Genomic DNA, 17,701 nt, shown 5'->3' on the forward strand with positions numbered 1-17,701 from the left:
AGAAGGCGGGCTCAACCGCCGGCACATCATAACCCTCCTGAACCCCGCCCATCCGGCGGGGTTTTTCGTTCGGCTTTACGCAAGAACCGGCGCGTTGCTTACAGCTTAGCTCAGCGCATCAAACACAGCGCGACAAGGGCAAGACAACGTTTCAAACTCACCGGCTGGTGCCTGGGTCGATGACACTTGAGGATATTTCTGCAGCAGCCGCGGCCACGCACAGGAGACGGCGCGTGGCGACAAGCCAAGGCTGAAAGAACGAAGAGGAGCGGGTTCGCTGGTCAGCTGAACGAGCGTACCAGGCTGCCGACGAGCAGGTTCCAGCCGTCGATCAGCACGAAGAAGAGGATCTTGAACGGCAGGGAGATCGCCGTTGGTGGCAGCATCATCATGCCCATCGCCATGGTGATGGTGGCAACGATCAGGTCGATCACCAGGAATGGCAGCATGATGAGGAAGCCGATCTCGAAGCCGCGGCGGATTTCCGAGATCATGAAGGCGGGAACGACGGCGCGCAGGTCGACCTTGTCGTTGACGACGACGGTCTGGCCCTTTTCCTTGGCTATATCGATGAAGAGCTGCAGATCCTTGTCGCGGGTATTGGCGAGCATGAATTCGCGGAACGGCTCGGCGATGCGCGGCAGCGCTTCCGTTTCCGTAATCTGATTCTTCATCAGCGGGTCGATGCCGTCGCGCCAAGCGCGGTCGAAGGTCGGAGCCATGACGTAGAAGGTCATGAACAGCGCCAGCGAAACCATGATCATGTTCGACGGTGTCGTCGCCAGGCCCATGCCGGTGCGCAGGATGGCAAAGGCGATCACGAAGCGCGGAAAGCTGGTGACCATGATCAGGATGCCGGGCGCCACCGAAAGAACGGTCAGAAGGCCGAACGTCCGGATGATCCAGGAGGCGGCCGATCCGTCGATGGGCGTGTTCAGGATGTCAGAGGGAAAACTCTGGGCGCCGGCAACTCCGGACATCGCCATCATGGCGACTATGAAGGCGATGAGCCGGATCATTTAGCGAATCATTGAATGACGAAGGTTCTGAACATAACATTGGTTACGCGCCCATCCGAGCGCAGGTCAACCCGCTCCTGAATGTCATCCCGGAGATATTGAAAGCCGCGCGGCCCCTGGATCTGCTGCAGCGACACGGTTTTCAGATAGGCGGCGATATCCTGGTGTATCTGCTCGGCCATCGCCGGGTCCGGGACACCGTCGAACTGCAACGCCACCTCGAGCCGGATCCAGTTTTCCGAGGGGTAGGCAAGGTTCGTGGTGATCGGGTCAAGCTGGACGACGCCGTTGGCTTCCGTCGCGATCTTCGGAACGCCCTCCTCGCCGGTTGCGTTCGGAGCTGTGTCCTTGGTCGCCTCCACCTGCTCCTTGGGCGGCGGCGGCGCCAGCATGGCGCCGACCAGCCAGCCGCCGCCGCCGGCGACGAGCGTCAGGACGGCAACGATGGCGATCGTCATCACCTTCGACGGTGATTTCACGGGCGCGGCGGTATCGAATTCTTCCATCTTGCCATTCCCTGCCGATCAGATCGGCGAAATCAGGTCCATGATCTGCTGGCCGTAAGGCGGCTGCTGCACTTCGGTCAGGCGGCCGCGACCACCGTAGGAAATGCGTGCCTCGGCAATCCGGTCGTAGGAGATCACGTTCTCGGAGTCGACGTCCTGCGTGCGCACGATACCAGCGACATTGAGGATGCGAAGCTCTTGGTTGACGCGAACTTCCTGCGAACCGCTGATCAGAAGGTTGCCGTTTTCGAGCACGCCGGTGACGACTGCCGCGACAAGCAGCTGGAGCTTTTCGGCCCGCTCGGTCGAGCCGTCGCCTTCGGTCTTGGTGTTCGAGCCGTATTTCAGGTCACCCGACCAGCCAAAGCTGCTGGCTTCCGACTGCCCGCTCGCGCCGATGTTGAAGCCGCTGGTGTTCTTGCGGCTGCGATCGGTCTTGTTGTCGAACGACGCCTTGTCGTTGATGGCGATCTCGACCGTCAGGATGTCGCCGACGTTAAGCGCGCGTGCATCCTTGAAGAGCGCCGACTGCTGGTCGTTCCAGAGCGAGAAACCGTTGGCGACATGGCGCGGCTCCTTGGGATACATCGCCAGCTGCGGTGTCTGGGTATATTGCAGACCGCTGCCGATCGGGCTCATGGCGGGGGCACGGCCGATCTCGTTGATGGCCTGGTTCTGACATCCTGCGAGGAGGCCCGCGGCCAATATGGCCGTTAGACGCATTTTCATGATGGTTCCTTCGAGGTGTTCGGATCGCTGGCACTCGAGATGATGTTGGTCAGGATGGCGGCCTTCTCGTCGCTCATCTCGCTGAGGATCAGCGACGACTGCCGCGCCGGCAGCTGCATGACGATCGCGGCGGCAATCTCCGGACGGACCAATTCAAGTTTGCCCGCGGCAGCATCCGGCTTCATCGTCTTGTAGATGCCGACGAGGCCAATCTCGGCCTGCTTGAGGAAGTCGTTGCGGCGCTTCAGCCAGTCTTCATACTCCTCGCGCCGCTTTTCGAGCGTCGCGATCCGGTCGTCGACATTCGCCTGAAGAGCCTCGAGTTCCTTGCGCTGCAGCACGTAGCGCTGGTCGCGGGCAGCATCGGCGATGTTGGTGCAGAACTGCTGGATTTCGTTGGCTGTGGCGTTGCTGGCGGGCGGCGCGGTGACGTCCTGGGCGAAGGCGCCGGGCATCGCCAGCATCGACGCGACGGCAACCGATGCGAGCAGGATGTTGCGGGATCTTCCGAGAAGGCGGTCGATGTTCATCATTGCAGGACAAGCTCCGCCTGAAGGGCCCCGGCCGTCTTGATGCTCTGCAGGATGGCGATGATGCCGTCCGGCTTGACGCCGATGTTATTGAGACCGGCAACGAGCGACCGCAAACTGGACCCATTGAGAATGGCGACCGTGCCGCCGTCGGATTGAGCATCGATGGTGGTGTTCGGCTCCATCGCCGTCTGGCCGCGCGCGAACGGCAGCGGCTGAACCACCGTCGGCGTCTCGCTGACCTCCACTGTCAAGGTGCCATAGCTGACGGCCACCTCGTTGACGCGCACGTCCTGACCGATGACAATCGTGCCCGTGCGTTCGTTGATGACGACCCTTGCAGGGACGTCCGTTTCGATGACGATGTTCTCGATCTCCGCCATCAGCCGCGCAAGGTCGGCCATCTTCGGCTTTTCGACGAGAACGGCCTGCGAATCCCGGGCTTCGGCGATGCGGCCGCCATATCGCGCCGCGGCATATTTGTTGATCGCCGCGGCCATGCCGACCGCGGTGGAGAAGTCGGGGTTGCGCAGCTGCAGCACGAGGTTGAAGCCGTCCTTGAATTTCGACGGTAGCTCGCGCTCGATGATGGCGCCGTTCGGCACGCGCCCTGACGTCGTGACGCCCTGGTTGAGCGTTGCCGCGTCGCCTTGCGCATTGAAACCGGTGACGACGACCGACCCTTGCGCGACCGCATAAATCTGGCCGTCGGCGCCCGAGAGCGAGGTCATCACCAGGGTACCACCGCGCAGGGAGGTGGAATCGCCAAGCGATCCGACGGTCACGTCGACGCGGCTGCCGGGGCTGGCAAAGGGCGGCAGGTTCGCCGTGACGAGAACGGCGGCGACATTGCGCGTGCGCGATTCTCCGCCCTGGGTCGAAATGCCGAGGTTCTGCAGCATGGCGCGCATCGATTGATCGGTAAACGGCGACGCGCGCAGGCTGTCACCCGTTCCCTGAAGGCCGACGACGAGGCCGTAGCCGATGAGCTGGTTGTCGCGGCCGGCCTGCAGCGAGGCAACGTCCTTGATTCGCGACGCGCCAAAGGCGGGCGTCATCGCTGTGGACAGCGCGACGGCCAGCGTCAGGAACCATTTGCAGGCAAGCATTTTCATTTCGCCACCACATGTATCGTGCCGTCGGCCATCACCGTTCCGGAAACGATAACGCCAGTATCAATGTTGCGAGCCCGGATCAGATCGCCGACCGCGGCGTCCTGAAGGGGCGAACCGGCCGCGCTGATGGTGAGACCACCATTGCTGAAGATCAGACGGACGGTGGAGCCGCGCTCGACCGCATATTGCTCGCGCAGCGCGGAGGCCAGGATGACGCGGCCGGGGAGCAGCGTGCGCTTGCTTACCTTGCCGTCGATCTCGCTCAACGTCCTGACATAACCATCCGTCAGATCGGGATTGGTCACATCAACGATCTCGACCCGGCTCGCGTCGATCGCTTCGCCTGGGTAAATCGTCTGCTTGGGGATGACTGCCGTCAGCCGTTCCGCAAAGCCTGCCGAAGGCGACAGGAAAGCGGCGGCGAGCAAAATGCCCGCCACCACGTGCCGCGCCCTTGGCGCGGAACCGTCCTTCTGAGCTGTCATTCCTGCGGCTCGGCGAAACGTCATGTTTGCCCCCTCTTCCGTTATCTGAGGTTCTTGCTCACCGTAGCCGCCATCTCGTCGGCGGCCTGGATAATCTTGGAGTTCATCTCATAGGCGCGCTGGGCCGAGATCAGGTCGGTGATTTCCTTGACCGGATCGACGTTCGACGCTTCGAGATACTTCTGCTTGATCAGCGCAAAACCCGGATCAGCCGGCGTGCCGACGATCGGCTCGCCGGAGGCCGGCGTCTGCTTGAACAGGTTTTCGCCCTGCGGCTCGAGACCCGCTTCATTGACGAAGTTGGCAACCGTCAGCTGGCCGATTTCCTGCATCGCCGGATCGTTACCGATGCGCACCATTACCTGGCCGGAGCTGGTGAAGGCTATTTCGGTGGCGTCCTGCGGAACGGTGACGCCCGGCACGACGGTGTAGCCGTCGATCGTCACCAGCTGGCCCTGGGCATTCTTGTTGAAGGCGCCCGCACGGGTATAGACCGTCTCGCCATCGGGCGTTTCGACCTGGAACCAGCCACGGCCGACCAGCGCGAGGTCGTAGTCGTTGCCGGTGCTGACCAGGCTGCCCTGGATATGCAGGTTGCGCACGGCGGCCGTCTGGACGCCGAGACCGATGATCGCACCTTCCGGAACGATCGCCTGGTTGGAGCGGTTCGGCACGCCCTGGGCGCGCTCGGTTTGATAAAGCAGGTCGGAAAACTCTGCGCGGGCACGCTTGTAGCCGGTGGTGTTGATGTTCGCGATGTTGTTCGCGATCACTTCGAGGTTCAGCTGCTGGGCGTTCATGCCGGTTGCGGCAATGGAAAGGGCCTTCATGTCTCGTTCCTTCAGATCTGCATGCGCGCGATTTCGAGGTAGGCGGTCACCACCTTGTCGCGGATCGCGATTGCGGTCTGGAGTGACTGTTCGGCGTTCATCACCGCATCGACGACTTCACGGGTGTTGGCCTGGCCGCGGATGCCGTCGAGCGATGCGCCTTCGGCTTTCTTCATCGCGCCGATAGCGTCGGTCGCCATGTCGCCGAGAACCGAGGCAAAGCTCTGGGATTGCGGGGCCGCCGGGGTGGCGCTGGCCGCACCGAAGACCGACGACGAAGAGGACGTAAGGCGGGTACCTTCGGCCTCTTTCATGACCGAAAATGCGCCGACAGAATTAATTGCGTCGATCATTATTGTGATGCTCTCAACAGGTCGATTGTTTGGGAAACCAGGTCGCGCGACTGCTTGATCGTCTGCAGGTTGGCCTCATAGGCGCGGTTGGCTTCGCGCATGTCGGCCATTTCAACCAGGATGTTGACGTTCGGCATCTTGACCATGCCCTTCTCGTCGGCGGCCGGATTGCCCGGGTCGAACTCGATGGTGAAGTCAGAATCATCGGTGCCGAGCCGCTCGATCTCGACGAGCGATGCGCCGCTGGCCCTGTCGACCTCGGCTGCAAAGCTGATGGTCTTGCGCCGGTACGGGTCGGCGCCGGGTGCGTCGCCGGAGGAGCGTGCATTGGCGATGTTTTCGGAAACGATGCGCAGGCGGGTCGATTCTGCTTGCAGACCGGAGGCCGAGACCTTCATGGCCGAAGTCAAAGGATCCATGGTTGTTACTTCCGTACCGTCATGAGCATCATACGGTGAAACGCTTTGACGAGCCCGGCACTGAGCTCGTAGTCGCGCTTGATCTCACCGGTCTTCATCATTTCCTGCTCGATCGCGACGCTGTTGCCGGATTGCTGGATCTGAACGCCGTCAAGCATGCCGACCTCAGCCACCTGCGAGGCTTCGAGGCTCTCGGTGAAGTGCGCCTTGTGGGTCGCGGCCATCTGGATGCCGGTGCTTTCCAACACGCTTTCGAACGGCTTGACGTCCTTGGCCTTGTAGTGCGGCGTATTCGCGTTGGCGATGTTGCCGGCCACCACGTTCTGGCGGACGGTCAGCCACTGGGCCTGCCGGGACGCGAGTTCGAAAAGCTGAATCGGTTGCATCAAAAGCTCCATGCTTGGTGATGCGAACCTAGGTCGGTAATCTTGCGTGGGACTTGTCGTCGGAAACGAGCTTGGTGCTGATGCCGGAACGCATCCAAAACACGCAGGACATTATCCGTTGCGGACAGTGACGAACCCGCAACGGAGAAGAACGATCGGAAAATGGGGGCCGGTCAGTCGGCCTGGTAGACCTCGCCGCCCGACGTGATCATCACCCAGCGGCCATCGCGCTCTTCAAGCGTCGCCAGCCGGCTGTTGTCCGGCAGGATCGAACCGATGCGCACGATATACATGCCGGTCGTATCCTCGATCAGAGCCCGACCGTTGGCGACATGCATCAGCTTGAAGCCGGATTTGCCTGGGAATGGCTGCTCGAGCCCCTCCTTCGGAGCGGTCCCCTCGACGGCCGGGCCGCCGCCAAGGCTTGGAACGGTCGCCGTCGTCAGTTGGTCGATTGCCGCGACGGTTTCTCCGTCCATATCGGACATTGCCAACGGCGATACTGACAGGACGCTACGCGCTGGCTTCTCCGGCAGATCACGCGTCGAGCCCTGCCACAACGGCGGCATCGTGAACTTGTCCTGATTGAAAAAGGCGTACCAGGGAAAGAAGGTCGCAAGGGCCGCCAGCATGATGCCGGTTGCGGCCAGCGCCTTGTCGATCATCGGCATGCCGGATTCGCGCTTGCGCTGGCGGATCGTTTCGTCGGCGTCGTAGTCGGTCACACCCATCACCTCGGCCTCATCCCTGCAGCACCCGGCTGATTGCCCATTGCCGCTGCCTTCAGCGCACCGGCAAGATCGGAAAAAGCATCCTGCGTCGGCGGCTCGCTCGCCGTCTGTGTCAGCACGTCGTAGATCACCGGCACCTGCTTGATCGCCATGTCGAGATCGGGATCGCCACCCGGGCGATAGCCGCCGATCAGGCGCAGGTCGCGGGTTTCCTCGAAGCGGTGGATCAGCGCCTTCAGCCGCGACACCAGCTTTTCCTGGTCCGGCGTCCAAGCCTTGCGTGCCAGACGGGAGATCGACGCCAGCGGATTGATCGGCGGATAGCGGCCTTCTTCCGCCAGGCTGCGTTCGAGCACGATGTGCCCATCGAGAATGCCGCGCGTCGAGTCGGCGATGGGATCGTTGTGGTTGTCGCCGTCCACCAGGATCGAGATGATCGCAGTGATGGTGCCGGCGCCCTCAGCGCCGGGACCAGCACGCTCAAGCAGGCGCGGCAATTCGGTAAAGACCGAGGCCGGATAGCCGCGGGCGATCGGCGGCTCGCCTGATGCGGTCGCCACTTCGCGGATCGCATGGGCGAAACGGGTGACACTGTCGACGATCAACAGCACGTTGTCGCCGTTGTCACGATAGTGCTCGGCAATGGTGACGGCGGTCAGCGGCGCCATCTTGCGCAGCATCGGGCTTTCGTCGCTGGTCGCGACAACGGCAACCGATTTGGAAAGATTGTCGCCGAGCGTGTCCTCGATGAATTCGCGCACTTCGCGGCCGCGTTCGCCGACCAGCGCGATGACCACCTTGTCGAAGGCATCGGCGCGCGCAAGCATCGACAGCAGCGTCGATTTGCCGACACCGGAACCGGCAAAAATGCCGAGGCGCTGTCCGAGGCAGAGCGGCGAAAAGATATCGATCGCCCGCACACCGGTGCGGAACCCCTGCTCCACACGCTTGCGGGTCATCGACGGCGGTGCCGTGTTGGAAATCGAGCGGCGGACGTCGCCCTGCAGCAGCGGACCGAGGCCGTCGATCGGCTCCGCAAGCGCGTTGATCGCCCGGCCGCACCATTGGTCGGTCGGCGCGATGCGGAAGGCGCCCTTGCGGATGACTGTATCGTGGATGCCGATCGGATCGCCCGGCTCGATCGGGCAGACGACCACGCGTTCAGGCTCGGCGCGCACCACTTCGCCGAGATGCGTTCCAGTCGAACTCTTGTGCGCGACGAAATCGCCGAGCCGGACATGTCGCGACAGGCCGGTCACCGTATAGTGGCCCGGAGAGATCGTCTGGACGTGGCCGCCCGGCGCAATCGAATGTTCAGGTTTGGCGTAGCGTTCGACCAGGCCGGCAAGGGCAGCCAGCGATGTCGATGCGGCGCTCGTCTTCAGGCCTTCGCGTTCCATACCGTTTCCCGTCACGCCTTAGCGGCTGCCACCGAGCGTCTTGATCGCTTCGTCGAGCGACCCTTCGCTGTCACGCATCAGCGCGGTGATGTTGTCGAACGCGCGGGTGACCATGATCAGCTGCGACATTTCCGCGATGGCGTTGACGTTGGATTCTTCGAGGAACCCCTGCATGACGCCGACATCGAAGCGATCGACGACCGGTTCCGGCTGTACCGCCGGAAGCACCGCACTGTTGTCGAGGCGCATGAAGCCCTTGCTGAAGTCGGCCTGGTAGAGGCCGAGCGAGGCGACCGCGACACCGTTCTGGTGCAGGGCACCGTCGGCGCCGACGGTCACGTCGCCGCCCGAGCCATTGATCTGGATCGGCGCGCCGCCGGCGTCGAGAACCGGATAGCCGCGAATGGTGACCAGTTCGCCGGTTTCGGTCAGCGTGAAGCGACCGTCGCGCGTCAGCGCCGGACCCGAGGGCGTGTCGATCTGAAACCAGGCATCGCCTTTGACGGCAAAATCGAACATGCCTCCGGTGCGCGTCAGCGAACCGTTGCTGCTATTGAGGAACTCTTCGCCCTTGCTGACGTAGGAAACCTTGGTCGGCTTGGTATCGCCGAGCATCTGGTTGAACTTCACTTCCGTGCCGCGGAAACCGACGGTGCCCGAGTTTGCGATATTGTCGGCAAGTGTATTGAGACGCTTTTCAAGCGCCATCTGCGACGAAATCGCAACGTAAAGACCGGTCTGCACGTTCAGCGTCCCCCGAGTTTCAGGCTGTTGATGGACAGGAGCAGGTCGGAAGAGATGCCGTAGCCGCTCGACGCGCCGAAAACCGCAAGCGGGTCGTAACCGTCCGTTGAATTGTTGATTTCCCAAAGCGCCGTAAAGCGATCGAGAAAGTCCGTCAGCTTGGCCGGATCCTGGAAGTCCTTGAGGTCGATTGCGTCCTCATAGGCGGCCGCCTGACGGTCGACCTCGGTGCCGGCGAATTCGTCGGGCAGCTGCAGCGTGGTGCGCACCACCTGCGCCAGCGCCTCGTCGGCAATGATGGCGTAACCGCTTGATATCGACGGCGCCATGCGGGCGAAATAGAGCGCGAGCCGCACGCCGGCGTTCTCCTCGCCGGCACTCTGCTCGAGCGTCTGGCGGGCGTATTTGTCGACGACGCCCTTCTGGGCGCGATCGAAGGAGGTGGCCGCCTCGCCGTGAAGGGCGAAATTCAGCGATTCGGCCAGCTGCTTGTAGCGGCTGTCGGTCAACTTGTTGGCGAAGGCATCCTCGTTGTCGACGCCCTCGGTCAAGACCTTGCGCATGAAGGCCTTGGCGTAGCCCATGTCTTCGAGACCGTGCGCCTTGATCGCATAGTTGTAGAGGCGCGTGTCAGCGAAAAACTGGTCGATCGTTTTTATGTCGCCGATCTTCGAAAGATAATATTCGGTCTCGCGGGCGACGTCCGGTTCCTCGGCGACGCGCTCCAGCGACTTGCCCAAGTCGGCCGTAATCAGCTTGTAGCTCGTATAGGTCGTGGTCACGATCGGTCGCCCTTAGCGGAGTGAGACGGGCGCGACTGGAGAGCCGGCCATAGCAAATCCTGACCGGATTGGCTTGCGCGAACCTGTTCCACCGCAATGATTTCCGCCGCTTCGACGGCCAGCCTCACGCAAGGAAGAAACCTTATCCCGTTAGACGAAAATGGGATCGTGTCAGGTATCGAAAATGAACATCATCATCGGGCTTCTTGTGACTTTCGGCTGTATTCTCGGCGGCTACGTGGCCATGGGCGGCCACATGGAAGTCCTCAACCAGCCTTTCGAACTGCTGATCATCGGCGGCGCCGGTATCGGCGGCTTCATCATGGCCAACTCCATGAAGGTGGTGAAGGATACCGGAAAGGCTCTCGGCGAAGCGTTTCGCCATAAGGTTCCCAAGGAGCGGGAGTATCTCGACACGCTCGGCGTTCTCTACTCGCTGATGCGCGATCTGAGAACCAAGTCGCGCAACGAGATCGAAAGCCACATCGACAACCCCGAAGAATCCTCGATCTTCCTGTCGGCGCCGACCGTGCTGAAAAACAAGGAACTGACGGCCTTCATCTGCGACTACGTCCGCCTGATCATCATCGGCAACGCCCGCTCGCATGAGATCGAGGCGCTGATGGATGAAGAAATCCAGACGATCACCCACGACAAGATGAAGTCCTACCACGCGCTGACGATCATGGGCGACGCCTTCCCGGCGATCGGCATCGTCGCGGCGGTTCTCGGCGTCATCAAGGCGATGGGCGCGATCAGCGAAGCGCCTGAGGTTCTCGGCGCCAAGATCGCCGCCGCACTCGTCGGCACCCTGCTCGGCGTGTTCCTCTCCTACTCGATCGTCGCTCCGCTGGTCGCGAACATCAAATCCGTCCGCGAAAAACAGAACCGGCTCTACATCATCGTCAAGCAGACGCTGCTTGCCTACATGAACGGCTCGGTTCCGCAGGTCGCGCTTGAATACGGCCGCAAGACGATTTCGGCCTATGAGCGTCCTTCGATCGACGCCGTCGAGCAGGAGATGATGAACCCCGGCGGCGGCAGCGAAAGCAAGGCGGCTTGATCCCATGACATCAGGAACACCGACAAACGTTCATCCCTTCGACAGGAAACTGCTGGCGCGCATGACCGGCGCGCTCGGCGACGACCGCGCGATCGGCCGGGTGGCGCTCGATCTCGGCCAGGTGTTCGGCGAATTCCTTCCCGACATCTGCAAGGCGGAAACCGGCCTCGACATCGCCATCGGCTATGCGGGCTTCCGCACCGGCCTGCGCAACAGCCTGATCGCCGAGCTCGGCAACGGCGTGCTGATCAGCGACATCTGCTTGCGCAACTGGTGCCCCGACTTTCTGATCAGCTGCGACAGCCCGATCATCATCACCATGGTCGAGGCGCTGTTGGGCGCGGAGCCGACCGATATCGAAGAGCCGCAACCGCGCACACTTTCCCCGATCGAAATCGACGTCGCCCAACCGATCTTCGAGAAGATCGCCGACGTGCTTCGCACCGCCGTCAACGCGTCGGGCGGCTTCGAGCCGATCGTTGCCCGCGCCCACAACAGTGCTTCCCGCGGCAAGCCCGACCCTGCGGTCGAGGACGTTCATGCGGCAGCGATCGACATGACGATCGGTTTCGGCCCTGTTTTGTCGACCTTCTCGATCATCGTGCCGCAAAGCGTGCTGTTGAAGACGCAGATCGTCTTTCCGAAGGGTGCCGGCCAGAACCGCAAGCAGAAGTCCGAATGGACCGAACAGATGGAGGAGCAGGTTCGCCGCTCCGCCGTCACCATCGAGGCACGCATCCGGCTTGAAAGCCTGACACTCGAGACGATCAGCCGCCTCCGGGCCGGCGACGTCATTCCCTTCCACGATGCCCAGGACGTTCGCGTCGACGTGAACGCCAACGGCCGCGATCTCTACGTCTGCGAGTTCGGCCGATCGGGTGCGAAATACACCGTGCGGGTCAAGGATACCCACGGCTCCGAACAGGACATCCTTCGCCACATCATGAGTTAATTCGGCTCGCCGTCGCCAGGCAGTAGGCCTGAGGCAAGCTTCAACTGGAATAGTTCGCACATGGCACCCAAGAAAGCACCAATCAACGAACAGGCCGCACTCGCTGTCGGAGACATGGAACTCGACCAGGCGATCGACGATCTGCGCGGTGTTCTCAAGAAAGACACGGACGCGCCGGCTGGCTTCGGCGCCGAGTTCGGCAGCGTAGACACGCTCAGTGGCGCAGGCGAATTCGGCGGCGACTTCGCCGCTCCGGCCGATGGTCTTGGCGCCTTTGGCGGCGACTTCGGTTCGGACACCTTTGGCAACGATCTGTCGGAGACCCCGGCCACCACGGATTTCGGCGGCGGCAGCTTCGGCGCCAGCGATTTCGGCGCATCGGACTTCGATGCCGGTGAAACCGTCACCGACACGCCGCCCGGCAGCGGCATGACCGCCAATCTCGACCTGATCATGGATATTCCGATCGATGTTCAGATCGTTCTCGGCACCAGCCGAATGCAGGTATCGGGTCTCATGAACCTGACCGAAGGCGCGACGATCTCGCTCGACCGGCGGATCGGCGAACCGGTCGAAATCATGGTCAACGGCCGGATCATCGGCCGTGGTGAAATTACCGTTCTCGAAGGCGACGACACCCGGTTCGGCGTCAAGCTCATCGAGATCAAGGGCAGCAAGAAGTCATAGAACCCAATCATTGGGCGAGGGATGAATCCATGATGGATTTCGAAAGTTTTGAGGCTCAGGCACTCTCCAGACCTCTCAACCAGACCGACAAGGCAGCAGCCGTTCTGCTCGCGATGGGCAAGACCGTCGCCGGAAAGCTGCTGAAGTTCTTCACCCAGAGCGAGCTGCAGGCGATCATCGCTTCGGCGCAGTCGCTGCGGGCCATCCCTCCCCACGAACTGGAAGCGCTGGTCAACGAATTCGAAGACCTGTTCACCGAGGGCGCCGGCCTCATGGACAATGCCAAGGCGATCGAGAGCATTCTCGAGGAAGGCCTGACCCCGGACGAAGTCGACGGCCTGCTCGGGCGCCGCGCCACCTTCCAGTCCTACGAAGCCAACATCTGGGACCGACTGCAGGAATGCGACCCGGTCGCGGTTGCGCTGCAGCTGGCCAAGGAACATCCGCAGACCATTGCCTATGTCTTGTCGATGATGCCGTCGAGCTTCGGCGCGAAGGTCCTGCTGCAGCTCTCCGAAGAGCAGAGGCCGGATATCCTGAAGCGCGCCGTCAACATGAAGGACGTCAGCCCGAAGGCTGCGTCGATCATCGAGAACCGCGTCATGGAAATGATCGGCGAGATGGAAGCCGAGCGCAATTCCGCCGGTCCGACCAAGATCGCCGAGGTGATGAACGAGCTCGACAAGCCGCAGGTCGACACGCTGCTCGCTTCGCTCGAATCTCTCAGCACCGAATCGGCCAAGAAGGTTCGCCCGAAGATCTTCCTCTTCGACGACGTTCTTTACATGCCGCAGCGCAGCCGCGTTCAGCTGTTCAACGATGTCTCGACCGACATCATCACCATGGCGCTGCGCGGTTCGACCTCGGACCTGCGCGAATCGGTGCTCGCCTCCATCGGCGCACGCCAGCGCCGCATGATCGAATCCGATCTTGCCATGGGCGATGCCGGCATCAACCCGCGCGACATCGCCATCGCCCGCCGCTCGATCACCCAGGAGGCGATCCGCCTTGCCGCAAGCGGCCAGCTGGAGCTGAAGGAAAAGGAAGCGCAGGCCGCCTGATCCATCCGGTCGCCGGGTATCCTTTCAAGGACCGGCGCTAAGCCTGATCGTAGAACCACAACGCGGGCCCTTGGCCCGCGTTCCTGTTTTGGAGAGATCGACGGCCCCCGCATTTCCTGTTGACCCGGCATGATTGCCCCCGCGAAGCCCTTGTCTGCCCTAGTTTCCGGGTTCACTACAAACAGCGCAAGATCAGCGCTGTCTTGTGGAAACCGGTCGGGAGATTTCCTGTCGCATGTCGGACGATCAGGATAAGGACAGCAAAACAGAATCCCCGTCGGAGAAGAAGATCTCCGACGCCGCCGACAAGGGCAACGTGCCCTTCTCCCGCGAAGCGACCACCTTTGCCTCGACGGTGGCGATCTACATCTTCTTCGTGTTCTTCCTGACCGACGGCGCCAGCACGGTTGCCGCGGCGCTCAAGGACATTTTCGAGCAGCCGGAAGCCTGGCGACTGAACAACGCCACGGATGTCGTCGCGTTGATGACGCACCTCGCGTGGAAGTCGACAGCACTGCTCGTTCCCGTCTTCGTGCTGCTCATCGTCTTCGGCGTCGGCTCGTCGATCTTTCAGAACCTGCCGCGTCCGGTGCTCGATCGCATCCAGCCGAAGATGAACCGGATTTCGCCGATGGCGGGCCTGAAGCGCATCTTCGGCGTTCAAGGGTTGGTGGAGTTCGGAAAGTCGCTGTTCAAGATCATCGTCGTGTCGATCTTCGTCGTGCTGGTTCTCTGGAACGACTACTTCGCGACGCTCGATCTGATGTTCTCCGATCCGGTTATGATCTTCTCGACGATGACGTCCGATCTCAACCAGGTGATGATCGTCATCATGCTGGCCACCGCCGTTTTGGCGATCGCCGATCTCTTCTGGTCCCGTCACCATTGGTACACCGAACTGATGATGACCAAGCAGGAAGTAAAAGAGGAGATGAAGCAGGCGCAGGGCGACCCGATCGTCAAGTCGCGCCTGCGCTCAATGCAGCGCGATCGGGCGCGCAAGCGCATGATTTCATCGGTGCCACGGGCAACCCTGGTGATCGCCAACCCTACCCACTATGCCGTTGCCCTGCGTTATGTCCGCGAAGAAAGCGACGCACCGGTGGTCGTTGCCCTTGGTCAGGACCTCGTTGCCCTCAAAATCCGCGAGATCGCAGAGAAGAACGGCATTCCCGTCTTCGAGGATCCACCGCTTGCACGCTCCATGTTTGCACAAGTCTCGGTCGATAGTGTGATTCCACCCGTGTTTTACAAGGCAGTTGCCGAACTCATTCACAGGGTGCATGCGCAATCGCAACCAAAACGGATGACGTAACGCCGATGAAAAAGTGCGAATTCTCCGAGAGACGGGAACAGATAGTAGCCGAAGCGATCCGCCCAGTGGCGACCGAGTTGCGTCTCATCGACGCCGCGGATTTCATCGCTCTCCTGCGGTTCGAATCCTATGCCAGCCTCGCTGACCTCGTTGAATCGGCCGCCGAGCTCTATTTCCTGCCCGGAACGGTCAATTTCGGTCTCGGCGGAAATTACAATCTGGATTGGGACAGCGAGCCAGAAATCGTGCTCGATCTCGAGCTCAAGCCGCGCGGCGTCACCATCTACGTACGCCTCTCGCTCGGCAACGACACCGCCGGCATCGAGATCAGCCACATCACCTTCCAGAACCCGTCGGCGGATCCAGACGAGAACACGGCCTTCCTTGCAAAGAGCCTGACCGAAGCGAAGTTCATCAAATCCTATGAACTGCCTCTGGCGTGTTAGAGCGCTTCCGGTTTAAACGGAGCCGTAGAAACGATCTATATTATTGTTTTTACGCATTTCCTGACGGAAAACCGCTACGCACTTTTCCTGGAAATGCTCCGGGTCGCCCGATCTTCAGCTGATGTAGCCGAGGCGAATAGCCTTGGCGATCGCCTGAATACGGTTGACCGAATCGAGCTTGGTCGTGGCGGCGCCGAGATAGGCGTTCACCGTGTGGACGGAGAGCCCCATCCGTTCGGCGATCTCTTCGCTGATATGGCCGTCGCCGGCCATCTGCAGGCAGGCGATCTCACGATCACTCAGCGTCTCCGGCCGCACCATGCGCTTCTCGTCAGCCGCCAGAAGGTCTGTCATGATCGTGCAGCTACGGCCATGCAGATCAACCACCTGCTCGGTCGTCGCTTCGACATAGCTGCCGGCGAAGACCACATATCCATTGCCCTGCGCACCGAGCCGCACGGGAAAGGCAATGCCGGAATAGGGTAGCTTGCGCGCTTTCAGACGGTGGCCGAAGTGCCCGAACTCGAACATCTCCGCCGCCTGATGTTCGCCCGAGCCATTCCAAAGCACCGGCAGCAGCGATGTGTCGAGATGGGCCGTCAACTCGTCGCCGTAAAGAGTTATGAGATCATGCGCGTTCGCTTCCGAGGAAACTCCCCAGTTGTCGAGCACGCAGGTCAGCTTGCGCACCGCGCCCATACCCTTGCCGTTGAGCCGCAGGACGGCGAAATGCTTGGCGTTGATCTGACGCTGCATCGCCTGCAATCGTGTGATCAGAGTGGCCGCGCGCGCCGCCCTGCCGCTACGGCTGTGCCGCTGGTCGTCGTCGTTGCGTCCACTGGCGAGGAAATGGGTCATCAGTCTCGCCCCTCAGACCAGGTTGTTGCGGACGGCATAGGCGATCGCCTCGGAGCGGGTTCGCGTGGCTGTCTTTCGCATGACGCTGGTGATGTAGTTGTTGATTGTGTTGCGGGAGATCCCGAGAATGACGGCGATCTCTTCGCTCGTCTTGCCCTCGGCGATCCAGGACAGGCACTCCAGTTCACGGTCGGTCAAGTCGAAGTCGCGATCGTGCCGCACTTCGGCGCGTGTGGTGAAGCTTGCGAGGTATCCAGCAAGCAGGGTCACATCGCGCAGGCTCTCCTGCGACAGGATCACATCCTCGGGAACGAGCAGCATCAACGAGAAGCGCAGCCGTCCGACATTGAAGGTGACCGCGCAATATTCGCGGCTGATGCCCCGTGGCAGGTCGATGTCGTCGGGCAGCGAATAGAACACTGGCTGCAGCACCGAGAGGCATTTTTCAAGCTCGGTCGTCTTGGCATGAAGTCCGATGATGATGCCCGAAAGCCGTCTGACGATGTCGAACGGCCAATCCGAGCAGACGACGAAGTCGAGCCCGTTATCCTGCGATAGATCGTATCGCGCCAGGAGATAATGGCTCGCGCCAACATATTCGGTCAGCGCCGCAAGCCCGCTTCCCAGGTTGGCGCGCCCCGCCATGTCGCCCAGCCGCCGAAACAACTGATCACGCGTAAGCCCACCACCGCGTAGGCGTGTCGACGCTGTCGGCAAAGGCCAGACAGTTATGTCTGCTTGCGAAATGTCCATGATGTCAGCCCCCGTGCCGGATTCACCGCCCTGGAACCTGCGCTTGCACTGTCGCCGCCAACAGCCGGCCCAAGCCGAATATCACCACCAGTCGCAATTCAGGACGCGAATCAATGTTAAAAATGTACATCCGTCCTCAAAAAAAACCATCGTCATCTTCTCGCTATTTACTTCACCACCCTTTCATGAAACGATTCGCCGAGATGCTGCTTCAGCATTGTCCGATCCCGGGCACCACGCAGCACATGTTTTGACATAGCGTTGATATTTAAAAGAGTTTTGCCGTTCGAATTGCCCCTGCTCCGCTGACGCACCGATTTCGCGCAGCGCTGGGCGGCTCGCTGAGCACAAATTCAGCCCAAATCTCGTCATTCACCAGAGTCAGAAGAAGCTTCGAACAGGGGCGAATTTTACTTTCGACTGACGCCTGTTGCGAAAATGCATCAATTATTCACTCGAACAACCGCAGTCTATCAATATATAAAACTCGAATACGTCGAGAATTATTATCGAATAACCCAATTTATATTCCAATTT

22 protein-coding genes are annotated in these 17,701 nt (G+C 61.2%); 6 read left to right on the forward strand and 16 right to left on the reverse strand.

Going from position 1 to position 17,701, the window contains the following annotated elements; translation table 11 throughout:
• Positions 1–281: 281 nt before the first annotated feature.
• The 14 genes from fliP to ASD02_RS01440 form a co-directional block, all read right to left on the reverse strand.
• The gene (fliP, locus tag ASD02_RS01375) at positions 282–1,019 is read right to left on the reverse strand and encodes a flagellar type III secretion system pore protein FliP (protein WP_057219905.1); all 738 of its coding nucleotides are present in this window, start codon (positions 1,017–1,019) and stop codon (positions 282–284) included.
• 8 nt (positions 1,020–1,027) lie between these two features.
• Positions 1,028–1,525, reverse strand: coding sequence for a flagellar basal body-associated FliL family protein (locus ASD02_RS01380; RefSeq protein WP_025425926.1), 498 nt, complete (start codon positions 1,523–1,525; stop codon positions 1,028–1,030).
• 18 nt (positions 1,526–1,543) lie between these two features.
• Positions 1,544–2,254 (reverse strand): flagellar basal body L-ring protein FlgH, encoded by a 711-nt coding sequence (gene flgH / locus ASD02_RS01385; protein WP_025425925.1) that lies wholly within the window; start codon positions 2,252–2,254, stop codon positions 1,544–1,546.
• Entirely contained in the window at positions 2,251–2,787 is a 537-nt protein-coding gene (locus ASD02_RS01390) for a MotE family protein (RefSeq protein WP_025425924.1), read from the reverse strand. Before ASD02_RS01390 ends, flgH begins: the two co-directional genes overlap by 4 nt.
• A complete protein-coding gene (locus tag ASD02_RS01395; RefSeq protein ID WP_025425923.1) occupies positions 2,784–3,899 on the reverse strand; it encodes a flagellar basal body P-ring protein FlgI in 1,116 nt (371 codons plus the stop codon). The genes ASD02_RS01390 and ASD02_RS01395 overlap by 4 nt, the downstream gene beginning before the upstream one ends.
• Positions 3,896–4,408, reverse strand: a complete 513-nt coding sequence (gene flgA, locus ASD02_RS01400; protein ID WP_025425922.1) for a flagellar basal body P-ring formation chaperone FlgA — start codon at positions 4,406–4,408, stop codon at positions 3,896–3,898. The genes ASD02_RS01395 and flgA overlap by 4 nt, the downstream gene beginning before the upstream one ends.
• Before the next feature lie 17 nt (positions 4,409–4,425).
• The gene (gene flgG / locus ASD02_RS01405) at positions 4,426–5,214 is read right to left on the reverse strand and encodes a flagellar basal-body rod protein FlgG (protein ID WP_025425921.1); all 789 of its coding nucleotides are present in this window, start codon (positions 5,212–5,214) and stop codon (positions 4,426–4,428) included.
• Positions 5,215–5,225: 11 nt separating this feature from the next.
• The gene (locus ASD02_RS01410) at positions 5,226–5,567 is read right to left on the reverse strand and encodes a flagellar hook-basal body complex protein FliE (protein ID WP_025425920.1); all 342 of its coding nucleotides are present in this window, start codon (positions 5,565–5,567) and stop codon (positions 5,226–5,228) included.
• Entirely contained in the window at positions 5,567–5,986 is a 420-nt protein-coding gene (flgC, locus tag ASD02_RS01415) for a flagellar basal body rod protein FlgC (RefSeq protein WP_025425919.1), read from the reverse strand. Before flgC ends, ASD02_RS01410 begins: the two co-directional genes overlap by 1 nt.
• 5 nt (positions 5,987–5,991) lie before the next feature.
• Positions 5,992–6,372 (reverse strand): flagellar basal body rod protein FlgB, encoded by a 381-nt coding sequence (gene flgB, locus ASD02_RS01420; protein ID WP_025425918.1) that lies wholly within the window; start codon positions 6,370–6,372, stop codon positions 5,992–5,994.
• A 173-nt stretch (positions 6,373–6,545) separates the two neighbouring features.
• A complete protein-coding gene (locus ASD02_RS01425; RefSeq protein WP_025425917.1) occupies positions 6,546–7,103 on the reverse strand; it encodes a hypothetical protein in 558 nt (185 codons plus the stop codon).
• Positions 7,103–8,503, reverse strand: a complete 1,401-nt coding sequence (gene fliI, locus ASD02_RS01430; protein ID WP_057219906.1) for a flagellar protein export ATPase FliI — start codon at positions 8,501–8,503, stop codon at positions 7,103–7,105. Before fliI ends, ASD02_RS01425 begins: the two co-directional genes overlap by 1 nt.
• 18 nt (positions 8,504–8,521) lie before the next feature.
• Positions 8,522–9,247 carry a flagellar basal-body rod protein FlgF gene (gene flgF, locus ASD02_RS01435; RefSeq protein ID WP_025425915.1) on the reverse strand — a complete coding sequence of 242 codons (726 nt, stop codon included), beginning with the start codon at positions 9,245–9,247 and terminating at the stop codon, positions 8,522–8,524.
• A gap of 2 nt (positions 9,248–9,249) precedes the next feature.
• Positions 9,250–10,029 carry a DUF1217 domain-containing protein gene (locus ASD02_RS01440; protein ID WP_025425914.1) on the reverse strand — a complete coding sequence of 260 codons (780 nt, stop codon included), beginning with the start codon at positions 10,027–10,029 and terminating at the stop codon, positions 9,250–9,252.
• A 184-nt stretch (positions 10,030–10,213) separates the two neighbouring features.
• Here ASD02_RS01440 and motA point away from each other — a divergent pair, with 184 nt between their 5' ends.
• The 6 genes from motA (at position 10,214) to ASD02_RS01470 (ending at position 15,553) form a co-directional block, all read left to right on the forward strand.
• Positions 10,214–11,092, forward strand: coding sequence for a flagellar motor stator protein MotA (gene motA, locus ASD02_RS01445; RefSeq protein WP_025425913.1), 879 nt, complete (start codon positions 10,214–10,216; stop codon positions 11,090–11,092).
• A 4-nt stretch (positions 11,093–11,096) separates the two neighbouring features.
• Positions 11,097–12,044 carry a FliM/FliN family flagellar motor switch protein gene (locus ASD02_RS01450; RefSeq protein WP_025425912.1) on the forward strand — a complete coding sequence of 316 codons (948 nt, stop codon included), beginning with the start codon at positions 11,097–11,099 and terminating at the stop codon, positions 12,042–12,044.
• 60 nt (positions 12,045–12,104) lie between these two features.
• Positions 12,105–12,731 carry a flagellar motor switch protein FliN gene (gene fliN / locus ASD02_RS01455; protein ID WP_057204227.1) on the forward strand — a complete coding sequence of 209 codons (627 nt, stop codon included), beginning with the start codon at positions 12,105–12,107 and terminating at the stop codon, positions 12,729–12,731.
• A 29-nt stretch (positions 12,732–12,760) separates the two neighbouring features.
• On the forward strand, positions 12,761–13,792 hold the full coding sequence (fliG, locus tag ASD02_RS01460; protein ID WP_025425910.1) for a flagellar motor switch protein FliG: 1,032 nt from the start codon (positions 12,761–12,763) through the stop codon (positions 13,790–13,792).
• A gap of 235 nt (positions 13,793–14,027) precedes the next feature.
• The gene (gene flhB, locus ASD02_RS01465) at positions 14,028–15,107 is read left to right on the forward strand and encodes a flagellar biosynthesis protein FlhB (RefSeq protein ID WP_025425909.1); all 1,080 of its coding nucleotides are present in this window, start codon (positions 14,028–14,030) and stop codon (positions 15,105–15,107) included.
• Between the two features lie 5 nt (positions 15,108–15,112).
• Positions 15,113–15,553, forward strand: a complete 441-nt coding sequence (locus tag ASD02_RS01470) for a hypothetical protein (RefSeq protein ID WP_025425908.1) — start codon at positions 15,113–15,115, stop codon at positions 15,551–15,553.
• 114 nt (positions 15,554–15,667) lie between these two features.
• On the opposite strand, the gene ASD02_RS01475 is transcribed toward ASD02_RS01470, so the two are convergent.
• Both ASD02_RS01475 and ASD02_RS01480 read right to left on the reverse strand, forming a co-directional pair.
• Positions 15,668–16,411, reverse strand: coding sequence for a helix-turn-helix transcriptional regulator (locus ASD02_RS01475; protein WP_025425907.1), 744 nt, complete (start codon positions 16,409–16,411; stop codon positions 15,668–15,670).
• A 12-nt stretch (positions 16,412–16,423) separates the two neighbouring features.
• Positions 16,424–17,164, reverse strand: coding sequence for a helix-turn-helix transcriptional regulator (locus ASD02_RS01480; protein WP_025425906.1), 741 nt, complete (start codon positions 17,162–17,164; stop codon positions 16,424–16,426).
• Positions 17,165–17,701: the final 537 nt, after the last annotated feature.

Source organism: Ensifer sp. Root1252, assembly GCF_001425885.1.
Taxonomy (GTDB): domain Bacteria; phylum Pseudomonadota; class Alphaproteobacteria; order Rhizobiales; family Rhizobiaceae; genus Ensifer; species Ensifer canadensis.